The 13,007-nt window shown below is 69.4% G+C and carries 9 protein-coding genes; 2 read left to right on the forward strand and 7 right to left on the reverse strand.

What is annotated here, in order from left to right; all coding sequences use genetic code 11:
* Positions 1–135: 135 nt before the first annotated feature.
* The 5 genes from ACLB90_RS05375 to ACLB90_RS05395 form a co-directional block, all read right to left on the reverse strand.
* Complete coding sequence (locus ACLB90_RS05375; RefSeq protein ID WP_411851956.1) at positions 136–3,261, reverse strand: efflux RND transporter permease subunit; 3,126 nt, start codon at positions 3,259–3,261, stop codon at positions 136–138.
* Complete coding sequence (locus tag ACLB90_RS05380) at positions 3,258–4,373, reverse strand: efflux RND transporter periplasmic adaptor subunit (RefSeq protein WP_411851957.1); 1,116 nt, start codon at positions 4,371–4,373, stop codon at positions 3,258–3,260. The genes ACLB90_RS05375 and ACLB90_RS05380 overlap by 4 nt, the downstream gene beginning before the upstream one ends.
* 221 nt (positions 4,374–4,594) lie before the next feature.
* Positions 4,595–6,655: a TonB-dependent copper receptor gene (locus tag ACLB90_RS05385; protein WP_411851958.1), complete on the reverse strand. Its 2,061-nt coding sequence runs from the start codon at positions 6,653–6,655 to the stop codon at positions 4,595–4,597.
* A gap of 72 nt (positions 6,656–6,727) precedes the next feature.
* Positions 6,728–7,213, reverse strand: a complete 486-nt coding sequence (locus tag ACLB90_RS05390; protein WP_411851959.1) for a hypothetical protein — start codon at positions 7,211–7,213, stop codon at positions 6,728–6,730.
* A gap of 97 nt (positions 7,214–7,310) precedes the next feature.
* Positions 7,311–8,294 carry a LysR family transcriptional regulator gene (locus ACLB90_RS05395; RefSeq protein WP_411851960.1) on the reverse strand — a complete coding sequence of 328 codons (984 nt, stop codon included), beginning with the start codon at positions 8,292–8,294 and terminating at the stop codon, positions 7,311–7,313.
* Between the two features lie 248 nt (positions 8,295–8,542).
* On the opposite strand from ACLB90_RS05395, the gene cysK reads away from it, so the two are divergent.
* Positions 8,543–9,502 carry a cysteine synthase A gene (gene cysK / locus ACLB90_RS05400; RefSeq protein WP_411851961.1) on the forward strand — a complete coding sequence of 320 codons (960 nt, stop codon included), beginning with the start codon at positions 8,543–8,545 and terminating at the stop codon, positions 9,500–9,502.
* Between the two features lie 245 nt (positions 9,503–9,747).
* Entirely contained in the window at positions 9,748–10,371 is a 624-nt protein-coding gene (locus ACLB90_RS05405) for an O-acetyl-ADP-ribose deacetylase (RefSeq protein ID WP_411851962.1), read from the forward strand.
* On the opposite strand, the gene ACLB90_RS05410 is transcribed toward ACLB90_RS05405, so the two are convergent.
* Together ACLB90_RS05410 and ACLB90_RS05415 are read right to left on the reverse strand one after the other, a co-directional pair.
* Positions 10,368–11,714, reverse strand: a complete 1,347-nt coding sequence (locus ACLB90_RS05410) for a M1 family metallopeptidase (RefSeq protein WP_411851963.1) — start codon at positions 11,712–11,714, stop codon at positions 10,368–10,370. The two genes, ACLB90_RS05405 and ACLB90_RS05410, sit on opposite strands and share 4 nt — an antisense overlap.
* A 165-nt stretch (positions 11,715–11,879) precedes the next feature.
* Positions 11,880–12,884 (reverse strand): class I fructose-bisphosphate aldolase, encoded by a 1,005-nt coding sequence (locus tag ACLB90_RS05415; RefSeq protein WP_411851964.1) that lies wholly within the window; start codon positions 12,882–12,884, stop codon positions 11,880–11,882.
* Positions 12,885–13,007: the final 123 nt, after the last annotated feature.

The following is a 13,007-nucleotide window of genomic DNA, read 5'->3' on the forward strand; positions in this document are numbered from 1 at the left end:
CTCCAGTCGGCGGAAAAAAGGAACGTCCCCGTCGGCTGGGAGGACCGCGTTGATTCTCCACGATCCGCGCCGGGCTGCGTAGTGGCAATTTCGATGAATGGGCGGTCGGCGCGGCCCTCAGGCCACGCCGACGGCTTAGGCGTGCCCGCCCACGGACGGGGTGTCCGCCTCCTGCCTGGCCAGCTCGCGCGCCACCGCTTCGGGCGAACGCGTGTACGGGGCCAGCAGCGAATAGAACGCCGGCACCACGAACAGGGACAGGAAGGTGGACACGGTGACGCCGAAGATCACCACGATGCCGATGGTGCCGCGGCTGGCCGACCCCGGCCCCCCGGCGACCACCAGGGGGATGGCACCGACCACGGTGGCGATCGAGGTCATCAGGATCGGGCGCAGGCGCACCATTGCCGATTCGACGATGGCCTGGTGCACGTCGCGACCTTCGTCGCGCAGCTGGTTGGCGAACTCCACGATCAGGATGCCGTTCTTGGCGGCCAGGCCAACCAGCATCACGATGCCGATCTGACTGAACAGATTGATCGTTCCCCCGCTGACATACAGCCCCAGCAGCGCGCCGAGCACGCCCAGCGGCACGGTCAGCATGATCACCAGCGGGTGGATGAAGCTCTCGAACTGCGCGGCCAGCACCAGGTACACCACCAGCAGGGCCATCGCGAAGGTCAGCAGTACCGCGCTGCCGGCGTTCTGGTACTCGCGCGACTCGCCCTTCCAGTCGATCTGCGCATGCTGCGGCAGTTCCTCGCGGGCGGTCTGCTGGGCCCAGGCGATGGCCTCGCCCAGCGGATAGCCCGGCGCCAGACCGGCGCTGATGGTGATCGAGCGCAGCCGGTTGAAGCGGTTGAGGTTGCCGGCCTCGGCCACTTCGCTGAGCGTGACCAGGTTGGACAGCGGGATCAGCTCACCGTTGGCGGCACGCACGCGGATGGCGGCCAGGTCGTCCGGCGAGGCGCGCCCGTCGCGGCCCGCCTGGACCAGCACGTCGTACTCTTCGCCGTTGTCGACGAAGGTGGTGACGCGGCGCGAGCCCATCATGGTTTCCAGCGCGCCACCGATCGCGGTGACCGGCACGCCCAGGTCGGCCGCACGCTGGCGGTTGATGTTGACCCGCATCTGCGGGCGGGTTTCCTTGTAGTCCGAATCGGCGCCGACCAGGCCGGGGTTGTCGGCCATGCGCAGCAGCATGCGGTCGCGCCACTGGGCGATCTCGGCATACTCGGGGCCGCCGAGGACGATCTGGAACGGCTGGCCCTGGCTGCGTACCAGGCCGCCACCGACCTGGGTACGCACGCGCACGCCGCGCAGGTCGTTGAGGTGGGTCTGCAGATCGGCCGCCACATCGGGCGTGGACACATCGCGCTGGCGCCACGGTTGCAGGAACACGCTGATGCGGCCGGTGTGCATTTCCTCGCTGGCGCCGAAGCCGCCGGGCACGCGCGGATTGGCACGCACGATCGGCTTGTCCTCGCCGACGAAGCCGGACACGATCTTCTCCACCTGCTGGACCTGGCCGACCGTATAGTCGAAGCCAGCGCCTTCAGGGCCGTCGATCATGATCTGGAACGAACCGCGGTCTTCGGCCGGCGCCAGTTCGGAGGGCAGCAGCTTCAGCAGCGCGGCGCTGGCCAGCAGCGACAGCACCATCACCACGATGTAGATCCAGGTGCGCCCGACATGGGCATCGAGCACCCGGCCATACCCGGCCGAGAGGCGATCCAGGTTGCGGTTGATCAGCCCGTGCAGGCCGCGCGGCGGCTGGCCGGTATGCGGCTTGAGCAGCTTGGAGGCCATCATCGGCGTGAGGGTCAGCGACACGAACGCGGACAACGCCACCGCCGCCGCCAGCGCCACGGCCAGTTCGCGGAACAGGCGCCCGGTGTTGCCTTCGAGGAAGCCGACCGGCAGGAATACCGCCACCAGGACCGCAGTGGTGGCGATCACCGCGAAGGCGACCTGCGCGGTACCGCGCTTGGAGGCGACCAGCGGCGGTTCGCCAAGGTCGATGCGGCGCTGCACGTTCTCCACCACCACGATGGCGTCATCCACCACCAGGCCGATACACAGCACCAGCGCCAGCAGGGTCAGCAGGTTGATCGAGAAGCCGAAGGCGTACAGCGCGATGAAGGCGGCCACCAGGCACACCGGCACCGTTACCGCCGGGATCAGCGCGGCGCGGAAGCTGCCGAGGAACAGCCAGATCACCGCCAGCACCAGCAGCATCGCCTCGACCAGCGTGGCGTACACGCGGTCCACCGCCGCTTCGATGAAGGTGGTGTTGTCGAACGCGACAAAGATCCGCGTTCCCTGCGGCAGCGTGCTGCCGATGCGCTCGGCTTCCTCGCGGGCCTCGCGGGCCACGTCCAGTGCGTTGGCGGTGGAGGTCTTGACGATGCCCAGGCCGATGTTGGGCTCGCCGTTGCTGCGGTAGTAGGCGCGGCGTTCGGACGAGGCCAGCTCGATCCTGGCCACATCGCCCATGCGCACCACATAGCCGTCGGCGCCCTTGCCGAGCGGAATGCCGGCGAAGTCCTCGGGTTTGACGTAGTTGCGCTCCACGCGCAGGGTGAAATCGCGGTCGGCCGATTCGATGCGCCCGGCCGGCAGCTCCACGTTCTCGTTGCGCAGGGCGGTTTCGACATCGCCCACGGTCAGGCCGCGGGCGGCGAGCTGGTCGCGGTCGAGCCAGATCCGCATCGCGTAGCGCTGGCGGCCGCCGATGCGCACCTGCGCCACGCCGTCCAGGCTGGAGAAGCGGTCGACCACGTAGCGGTCGGCGTAGTCGCTCAGCTCCAGCGTGTCCATCGTGGTCGAGCTCATGTTGAGCCAGATGATGGGGTCGGCATCGCTTTCGACCTTGGCGATCTCCGGTGGCCGCGCCTCTTCGGGCATGCGGTCGGCGACCCGGCTGACCGCGTCGCGGACGTCGTTGGCGGCCGCTTCGATGTCGCGGTTGGAGGTGAATTCGATGCTGACCTGGGCGCGCCCGTTGGAGCTGCGCGCGTTGATGGTGTCGATGCCTTCGATGCCGGCCAGCGCGTCTTCGAGCACCTGGGTGATGCGGCTTTCGATCACCGCGGCCGACGCGCCGGTGTAGTCCACCGACACCGAGACGATCGGCGGATCGATCGCCGGCAGTTCGCGCAGGGTCAGGCGGGTGAACGACATGATGCCCAGCACGACGAGCAGCAGGCTCATCACCACGGCAAATACCGGGCGCTGGATGGAAACGTCGGAGAGCTTCATCCGCCGGCGCCCGTCTGCGCGGCCGGTGCCGGTGCCGGTGCCGGGGTCACCTCCGGCGCCGGGGCGGCGGCAGGCGCGGCGTCATGCGCCTGCACCTTCAGGCCGGGACGCAGTTTGCCGGTGCCGTCCACGACGATGCGATCGCCGGCCTGGAGGCCGCTGCGGATTTCCACCACGCCGGCGCGGCGGGCGCCGGTGGCCACGTCGGTGCGCTCCACGCTCTGGTCCGCCTTGACGCGGTAAACGAAGGAGTCGCGGCCGACCTGGACCACGGCGATTTCCGGAATCACCAGGGCCTGGCGTTCCGGGCGGAACATGCGCACGTCCAGCAGCATGCCGGGGCGCAGCGCATGGTCGGCGTTGATGAAGTCCGCGCGTACGGTCACCGCGCGGGTGCCCGGATCGACACGGGTGTCGATGGTCGCCACCTCGCCGTCGAACGTACGGCCGGGATAGGCCACGCTGGTGGCGCTGACCTTGTCGCCCGTGGAGAGCGAGGCAAGCTCGGCCTCCGGGACCTGGAAGTCCACGTGCATGCGCTCGATGTCGTCCAGCGTGGCAATGGTGGTGGAGGGCGTCACCAGCGAGCCGGCGCTGACCTGGCGGATGCCCAGCACGCCGGCGAACGGCGCACGCACCCGGCGGTCGCCGATGTCCGACTGCATTTCGCGCACGCGCGCTTCGGCGGCGTCGCGGATGGCGCGCTGGGTATCCAGCGTCGCACTGGCCACCAGCTGCTGCGCGGCCAGCTCGCGCTGGCGCTTGTACAGCTGGTCGGCTTCGGCGAAGGTCGCCTGCGCCTGCAGCAGGGCCGCTTCCTGGGCCTGGCCGCGCAGGGTCACCAGCGGCGCGCCGGCATTGACCTGCTGGCCACTCTCGAAATGCACGGTTTCGATGATTTCACTGACCTTGGCGGTGATCGTCACCGACTCGCGCGCCTTGGCGGTGCCCAGCGCCTGCAGCGTGTCGCTCCATGCCGAGGACTGCACCACCTGGGTGGTGACCGGCACGGCGTCGGCCTGCCGGCGTGCGGCCTCGTCTTTGCTGCCACAGCCGGCCAGGAGGGCCAGCCCGAGGCCAACGGCGATGCGCGCGGTGATGCGTCCCAACATGAAGAAAAACCCCGGATGTTCCACGACCGGCAAGTGTAGCCACGGGCCGTGTCAAGACATATGTGCCAAGCGTTTACCAGCCTCTTCACATCGGCCGATGACAGGCGCAACGCCTTTCGTGCTGGGGCCTGCCACGCGTGTAACGGCATGTGTCAGCGCATGTCGATTTACGTCGCTGGACCCTCCGGAAGGGGGGCGGTTGCCGCCCCCCCTTCACGCCCTCAGTAGCGGTAGTTCACCTTCATCCAGGCGGTGCGGCCGGGTTCATTGATGCGCACCGGATCGGCCGGGAAGCCGAAATCGGCGCTGCCGGCCAGGTTCAGGTGCTCGCTGTAGGCACGGTCGAACAGGTTGTCGATGCCCGCGCTGAGCCGCAGTGCATCGCTGAGGCGGTAGCTGGCGTTGAGCGCCAGCGTGGCGAAGCCCGCGCTGGGGCCGAGGTCGCGGGCGACCACATTGCCCTGCCCCACCGCCACACGGTGCTGGCGGGTCACCGCCCGGCCAAGCGCGCCGACGCTCCAGCGCTCGCCTTCCCAGTTGGCGCTGAGCCGGGCTTCCAGCGGCGGCATCTGCGGCAGTGCGCCGCCGCTGGTGCGGTTCTCGCCCCAGGCGTAGGCCAGCGTGCCGCCGAGCTTCCAGCGCTCGCCCAGCCGCACATCGGCACCGGCTTCGGCGCCGGCGATGCGCGCATCGATGTTGCCGGCCTGGGCCATGCTGCCCATCATGCCGCCCTCGTGGTAGGTGAACAGGATGTAGTCCTGCAGCCGGCCGGCATAGGCCGACACCCACGCATCGAGGCGATCGCCGCGGTACTGCAGGCCAAGGTCGAGCTGGGTGGTCTTCTCCGGCCGGATGCCGGCGAACGCGTTCGGCGCGCCCATCGGGCCCATGTCCGGCGAGAACAGCTCCCAGTAGTCCGGCATGCGCTCGCTATGACCGACGCCGGCATACCAGGTCAGCGCCGGGGCGATGTCGCGTTCGATGCGCAGGAAGCCGCTGCCCAGGTCCTCGCGGCGGGTCTGCCCGGCGGTCGGATTGGGCATGCCCATCATGCCGGTGGTGGCGCGTTTGTCGGTGACGTCGGCACGGTCGATGCGCAGCCCGCCGACCCAGCGTTGCGCGGTGCCCTCACCGAGGGTGATCTCGGTGAACGCGCCGCGCGTGTCGAAGCGTGCATCGGTGCGCCACGGCTGCTGGCGGTAGGCATTGCGGCCCATCGCGTTGCGGCTGCGGTGGCGGCTGTCCTGCGCATCGATGCCGGCGACGATGGCAACGTTCTGCCAGCGCCATTCCGAGGCGACGCGGCCACCGGTGGTACGCCGATCGACATTGGACCCCATCGGCATCGGCATGCTGCTGTCCGGGTTCGGCGTGCGCAGCGTGTAGTTGTCCATCACGTGGTCGGCGTCGTTGTAGTAGACGTTGGCCAGCAGCTTGTCCCACGCGCCGGGCAGGTTGTCCTTCTCGAAACGGGCCGCGTAGCTGGTGCGTTTGAACGCCGCACCGTCCATGCCGCGCCCGGCGTACCGCGCGATGGCGTCACCGGTGCCGGCCGACAGCTCCAGCACGGTGTCGGCATCGGGCGTCCAGCCGATGGCAACGTCGCTGTTCCACTTGCGCCACTTCGACGGCACCACGTTGCCGTTGCCATCGGTGTAGTCGTCCGCCTCGGAGCGGTTGCCGTTGACCCGCACGTAGCCCGGTGTGGCGCCGGCGGTGAGGTCGATCACCTGGTCGTTGCGGTTGCGCGAGCCGACCAGCGCGCTGGCATCGAGATCGATGCCCGGCGTATCGAAGCGCGGCGTATCGCGCTCGAAGCGCACCGTGCCGGCCGACGCGCCCGCGCCCCAGCGCACGCTCTGCGGACCCTTGATGATGGTCAGCCGGTCGAAGGTTTCCGGCGCGATGTAGGACAGCGGGTTGTCCATCCGCGCCGGGCAGGCGCCGATCAGATTGCCCTCGTTGCTGACGATGTTCAGGCGCGAACCGAACATGCCGCGCAGCACCGGATCGCCATTGGTGCCGCCGTTGCGGATCGCCGAGAAGCCGGGGACGGTCTTGAGATAGTCGGCGCCGTCGCTGGCCGGCACCGGCTGGCGCGGCAGCCGGGGGTCGGTGACCCAATGCAGCGGCGAGGACGGCGCGCTGGCGGTGACCACCAGGGTGTCGAGGGTGCGGGCGGTATCGCGTTCGGCGGCGTGCAGCGGCAGCGCGGCCAGCGCGAGGGAGAGGGAAACAGACAGGCGCGTCGATGCGCCCGCGCTGCGGGAAGAAACAGTCATGGTGGAACTCCGGAAAACGCACAGGCACGCGGCGCCATCACGGCGTCGCGCAGCAGGAAAAGAGAGGCGGTCTCAGGCGTTCAACGGCGGGCCGCGGGCGGCATGTGCGGGCCAGCGCAGGCTGCGCGGGCCGGCGACCGCGCGCAGTACAAGCGGTGCGATGACCGGCAGCGCCGGCAGCAGCAGGATCAGCACGGCCAGCCACGGCATCAGCCGTGAGGCCATCATGCAGTACTCGCAGGCCTCACCATGCCCGGCGTGTTCGCCCTGCGGCGGCGGAACCGGTGCGGCCGGGACCGCAGGGGCATTGCCGTGCAGGCCGTGGGCGGCCATGTCGTGGGTGGCCATGTCGTGATGCCGGGGCATGTCCGCCATCGGCATCGCGTGGGCGGCGCTGTCGTGCCCGGGCATGGCATGGTCGCCCATCGGCATCACCCTGGCCGGCGCATCGGCGTGCGCCTGCTGCCAGCGGCTGACCAGCGGGGCCAGCGCCATCAGCAGCGTCGCCACAAAGGCGAGCTGCAGAAAAAAGGCGTACGGGCGACGACGACGGTTCACCGCGTCAGTGTAGACCGCGCTCCAGGGTTGGCCGTGCGACGAACCGTCGCAGGCGACCGTGGCGGCGCCGAGCCGACCCCCGGTCGGCCCCCACCGGTCACACCGTGATGGTCTGGGTCAGCGATTCCCAGGTGGGCGGCAGCGGCCAGTTGGCCTCCTGGTTGCCATCGATCACCCGGCGCAGGTCGCGGGTATCGATCTGCGGGGCCAGCACGTGCACCAGTTCCAGTGCGTAGTCGCGCAGCACGCGGTCGCGCGGCAGCACCGCCCAGGCGATGCATTCGTCGATCGGGGCCGGGGCGGGCCAGGCGCGCAGATCCTCGTCGCTGGCATTCACCGCCATTTCCGCCAGCAGGCCCACGCCCAGGCCCGTGCGTACGTAGGTCTTGATCAGATCCGCGTCGAGCGCGGTCAGGGCGATGTCCGGGGTCAGCCCGGCGCTGGCGAACGCCCGCTGCAGGGACGAGCTGCCACGGGTGGAGGACTCGTAGCTGATCAGCGGATGGGAGGCGAGCGCCTGCAGATCCGGCGCGGCGCCGGGACGGTCGAGCGCGTGCCCGCGCGGCACCAGCACCAGCCGGCGCCAGCGGTACAGCGGAATGGCGATGCCGGCACTGGGCTCGGCACCGGCCGTGGAAATGATCGCGATGTCCGCATCGCCCTGGCTGAGCAGGTCCAGCGCATCGCTTTCGGCAGCCTGTTGCAGATGCACGCTGACCTGCGGGTACGCCTGTTTGATCCGCGCCACGGCCGGCGGCAGCACGAAGCGCGCCTGGGTATGGGTGGTGGTGAGGATCAGCTGGCCCTGGCTCTCGCGGCGCTGGTTGGCCGCATAGGTGCGGATGTTGTTGGCCTCGGACAGCACCGCGCGGGCGCGGCCGATCACTTCCACGCCGGCCGGGGTCACCGCCTCCAGGCTGCGGCCCTTGCGCACGAACAGCAGGAAGCCGAGTTCGTCTTCCAGCTGCTTGAGCTGCTTGGACAGGCCGGGCTGGGTGGCGTGCACGCGCGAGGCGGCCAGCGTGATGTTCAGCTCGGCGTCGGCGATGGCCACCAGGTAACGAAGTTGGGTGAGCGTCATGGGCGTGCGGTGCCGCGGGCGGGAGGGAGGCAACCCGACTGTAGGGCAATTGCCGTCACCAGCTTATAACCAAACGTTGTTTATGAAGGGTATCAGGTCATTTCCCGCTGTCATATGCCGGCGCTACGGTCTGCCGGTACACCCGGCGACGCCCCTGCCGCCGCGCCGGCCCGGCGCCACCGCGATCCGGCGCCCGACTCCCCCGCCGCACGGCCACCGGGCGGCACCGAACCGCTTTGGAGCATCCCATGACGCTGTACAACTCCATCCTGGACACCATCGGCAACACCCCGGTGGTGCGCCTGCACCGCCTGGCCCCCGACCACGTGACCCTGTACGCCAAGGTCGAGGCCTTCAATCCGGGCGGCTCGGTCAAGGACCGGCTGGCGCTGGCGATCGTACTGGATGCCGAGGCGCGGGGCCTGCTCAAGCCCGGCGACACGATCGTCGAGGCGACCTCGGGCAACACCGGCGTGGCGCTGGCGATGGTGGCCGCCGCGCGCGGCTACAAGTTCGTGGCGACGATGGTGGAAACCTTCTCGATCGAGCGCCGCAAGCTGATGCGTGCCTACGGCGCCAAGGTGATCCTGACCCCGGCCGCCGAACGCGGCTCGGGCATGGTCCGCCGCGCCAAGGAACTGGCCGAGGAACACGGCTGGTTCCTGGCCAGCCAGTTCGCCAACCCGGCCAACCCGGCGTATCACCGCAACACCACCGCGCCGGAGATCCTGCGCGACTTCGCCGGCAGGCGGCTGGACTACTTCGTCACCGGCTGGGGCACGGGCGGCACGCTGACCGGGGTGGGCGAAGTGCTCAAGGTGGCCCGTCCGGACACCCGCATCATCGCCACCGAGCCGCAGGGCGCGGCCCTGCTCAAGGGCGATGAGTGGAAGCCGCACAAGATCCAGGGCTGGACCCCGGACTTCGTGCCCGACGTGCTCAACCGCGGCGTCTACGATGAACTGCTGAGCATCGACGATGCCCGCGCGATCGAGACCGCGCGCCGCCTGGCGGCCGAGGAAGGCATCTTCGTCGGCATCTCCGCCGGTGCCACCGTGGCCAGCGCGCTGGACATCGCCGCGCACGCCGAACCGGGCAGCGTGATCCTGGCGATGCTGCCCGACACCGGCGAACGCTACTTCTCCACCCCGCTGTTCGCCGACATCAACGAGGGCTCCGACGACGACTGGCTGGCCGGTCTGCCCTGATCCCCACGTTGTCCCGGTAACCACCCGACGCCCACCCCACGGTGGGCGTCGTCGTATTCAGTGCAACCGCGGCGCCTTCATCTGCCGTGAAGCCGCCGCACCGCATCGTGTGGGCATCGGGCAGCGCAACACCGGGTCGCACTGCCTGAGACGACGATGACGCAGCCTAGATGCCCTGCCCGTTACCGTGCAGGAAAGGATGTCATCCCGTTGGTTGGACCCGGACTCAGGAAGGAGCGGTACGCATGAAGATCGAAGTGTGGCAGGGCGACATCACGACCCTGGCGGTGGATGCGATCGTCAATGCGGCCAACGAATCCCTGCTCGGCGGGGGCGGCGTGGACGGCGCGATCCATCGCGCGGCCGGGCCGGGCCTGCTCGAGGCCTGCCGTGCACTGCCGGAAATCCGCCCGGGCATGCGCTGCCCGACCGGCGAGGTGCGCGCCACCGACGCCTACGACCTGCCGGCGCGCTACGTGTTCCACACCGTGGGCCCGGTCTGGCAGGACGGCCAGCGCGATGAACCGGCGCTGCTCGCCAACTGCTACTGGAAATCGCTGCAGCTGGCGGAAAAGCTCGACCTGCAGTCGATCGCCTTCCCGGCCATCAGCTGCGGCGTGTTCGGTTACCCGCTGCATCAGGCCGCACAGATCGCCGCCACCGAAACCCTGACCTGGCAGCGCTCGCACCGCCAGCCGCGCCGCATCATCCTGGTCGCGTACAACGCCGCCACCTTCAAGGTCTACCAGCAGGCATTGGCCGCGCAGGGCCAGCCGGTGGAAAGCCCGCTGCTCGCAGGCACCCCCGCGTCGCCAGGGCGCACCGGTCTGGACCTGGATCTCGGCCTGCCGCCGGCCGCCGCGCTCTAGCCGCCGGCGGACACCGGCACGGTCGGCGCGACGCCGGCCGTGCCATACACCCAGGCCTGGAAGAAGTCGTCGAGCGGACGCCCTGCGGCCTGCTCCATCGCGCGCTGGAAGTCGGCCGTCACCACCGCCCGCCCGTCGTGCGCGCGGGTATAGCTGCGCAGCCCCTGCCAGAACACCGCCTCGCCCAGTTCCTCGCGCAGCAGGTGCAGCACGTATGCACCCTTCTGGTAGACCACCGCACGGTCGTCCGCGCTGGGCGCATCCCATGTGGCGTAGACCAGTGCGTGATCGGCGCCCTTCGCGCGCAGACGGTCCAGCCGCGCCCGCCAGCCCGCCACCTGCCCCTGGTAGGCGGCCTCGCCCTGCGCATGCTGCAGCCAGGCAGCGGTCATGAAATTGGCCATGCCTTCGTTGAGCCAGAAGTGTTCCCAGCCCGCGCAGGTGACCCGGTTGCCCCACCACTGGTGAGCGGCCTCATGTGCCATCAGCGCGGTCTGCTCCGGCGCCTCCAGCACTTCTGCGCCGTACGCCTCGGACAGCAGTGACAGCCCGGCCAGTTCCTGCCCGATCGTGCGCGCCACCAGCGCCTGCTGGTAGTCGCCGCGATACGGCAGGCCGGCACGTTCGGCGAAGAAGGCCAGCATGTCCGCCGTGGGCGCGAACAGGCGCTGCAGTTCCTGCGGCGTGCGCTCCGCCGACAGATAGCGCAGCGCGACCTTGCCCGGTTGCACCGCCTCGCGATAGCGCCCGGCCGCGAAGCCGTACACGTAGCCGGGCATCGGCGTGTCCAGCGCCCAGCGATGCTGCACGCGCCCATCGGCCAGCGTGCGTGGCGCGCGCGCGCGTCCGGTACCGGTCGCCAGCAGTCCTGCCGGCAGGGTCAGCGACAGCGACAGCGTCGCGCGCTCGTCCGGCGCGTCCACCGACGGCATCCACTGGCTGGTGGAGAAGATCGTGTACACCTCCTCGCGCGCCGGCGCGAACACCAGGCCGAAGGCCGGCGCGCCGTGGTAGTCGATCTGCAGTTCCACCTCGCGCCCGGCCCGCAGCGGCCGCGCCAACGCGATGCGCAACTGGCCCTGGTCCCGCACGAACGCCAGCGGCGTGCTGCCCTGGCGCACCGATGCGATGGTCAACGCGCCGGCATCCAGGGTGATCTCGGCCAGCCCCGCCTGCAGCGCGCGCACCCGCACCACCTCGCTGCCCTGGATGCGCCCACCGGCGATATCCGGTTCCAGGGACACCGCGTAGTGCAGCACATCGAATCCGCGCGCGGGCGATGCCCATGCCGCCGGAACGGACAGCAGCCACCACAGCCCCAACAGACCAGCGCAACGTCGCATCACCGGCAGACATCCCTGTGCGGAAAAAGAAGCGACATCCTGCCAGAACGCGCACAACCGGGCGTCCCTCCGCCGCGCGTGGCCCGGCGCACGCTGCGTGCGGGCCAAAAAAAAACGCCGGCCCAGAGGCCGGCGTTGTTCAGATCACGCAGCGCGTGGAACGGATCAGCCGTTCCACTTGCCCAGCGCGGCCTGGCCGTTTTCCTTGGCGCGGTCGTAGACCGTCTGCTGCGCCTTGGCAACGTTGGCCTTGGTGTCCTTGGCCCACAGCTTCAGCGCGGCCTGCTGCATGGCACGGCCGTAGGAGAAGCTCAGCGGCCACGGCAGGTTGCCCATCTGGTTCATCGCATTCAGATGCGCGGTCGACTGCTCGTCGCCCTGGCCACCGGACAGGAACACCACGCCCGGCAGGATCGCCGGCACGGTGCTCTTGAGGCACATCACGGTCGACTCGGCCACTTCCTCGACGTCGGCCTGCTCATCGCAGCCCTTGCCCGAGATGACCATCGAGGCCTTCAGGATGGTGCCTTCCAGCAGCACGTTCTGCTGGTACAGCGCGTCGAACAGCGAACGCAGCGTGGCTTCGGTGACTTCGTAGCAGGTTTCGATGTCATGGTCGCCGTCCATGATCACTTCCGGCTCCACCATCGGCACCAGGCCGCATTCCTGGCACAGCGCGGCATAACGGGCCAGCGCGTGCGCGTTGGACTCGATGCAGGTACCCGACGGAATGCTCTCGCCGATGTTGATCACCGCACGCCACTTGGCAAAGCGCGCACCCAGCTTGTAATACTCCTGCAGACGCTCACGCAGGCCGTCGAGGCCTTCGGTGACCATCTCGCCCGGGCAGCCGGCCAGCGGATGGGCGCCCTTGTCGACCTTGATGCCCGGAATCATGCCGTGGTCGGCCATGTACTTGGCGAACGGCACGCCGTCCTTGGTGGACTGGCGGATGGTTTCGTCGTACAGGATCGCGCCGGAAATATGCTCGTTGAGCTTGGGCGTGGTGAGCAGCAGCTCGCGGTAGGCGCGACGGTTCTCCTCGGTGTTCTCGATGCCCACGCTGGCGAAGCGCTTGGCGATGGTACCGGTGGATTCGTCGATCGCGATGATGCCCTTGCCCGGGGCGACCATGGCCTGGGCGGTTTCGGCCAGCTGTTCGATGCTCATGTATTTCCTGTGGCGGGTGCGGGAAAACCGCAATTATAGCGCCCGCCTTCCGTGAACTGGCCGTCCACGGGATCTGGAAACGCTTTCAACCGCGCAGGCCCCGGTGCTGCTGGATGTCCGGGC

The sequence above is a fragment of the Stenotrophomonas sp. LGBM10 genome (genome assembly GCF_046736075.1).
Taxonomy (GTDB): Bacteria; Pseudomonadota; Gammaproteobacteria; order Xanthomonadales; family Xanthomonadaceae; genus Stenotrophomonas.

Coding starts and splice junctions, on each gene's coding strand:
- ACLB90_RS05375 (WP_411851956.1), bottom strand. CDS start 3,261: ATGAAGCTCTCCGACGTTTCCATCCAGCGCCCGGTATTTGCCGTGGTG.
- ACLB90_RS05380 (WP_411851957.1), bottom strand. CDS start 4,373: ATGTTGGGACGCATCACCGCGCGCATCGCCGTTGGCCTCGGGCTGGCC.
- ACLB90_RS05385 (WP_411851958.1), bottom strand. CDS start 6,655: ATGACTGTTTCTTCCCGCAGCGCGGGCGCATCGACGCGCCTGTCTGTT.
- ACLB90_RS05395 (WP_411851960.1), bottom strand. CDS start 8,294: ATGACGCTCACCCAACTTCGTTACCTGGTGGCCATCGCCGACGCCGAG.
- cysK (WP_411851961.1), top strand. CDS start 8,543: ATGACGCTGTACAACTCCATCCTGGACACCATCGGCAACACCCCGGTG.
- ACLB90_RS05405 (WP_411851962.1), top strand. CDS start 9,748: ATGAAGATCGAAGTGTGGCAGGGCGACATCACGACCCTGGCGGTGGAT.
- ACLB90_RS05410 (WP_411851963.1), bottom strand. CDS start 11,714: ATGCGACGTTGCGCTGGTCTGTTGGGGCTGTGGTGGCTGCTGTCCGTT.
- ACLB90_RS05415 (WP_411851964.1), bottom strand. CDS start 12,884: ATGAGCATCGAACAGCTGGCCGAAACCGCCCAGGCCATGGTCGCCCCG.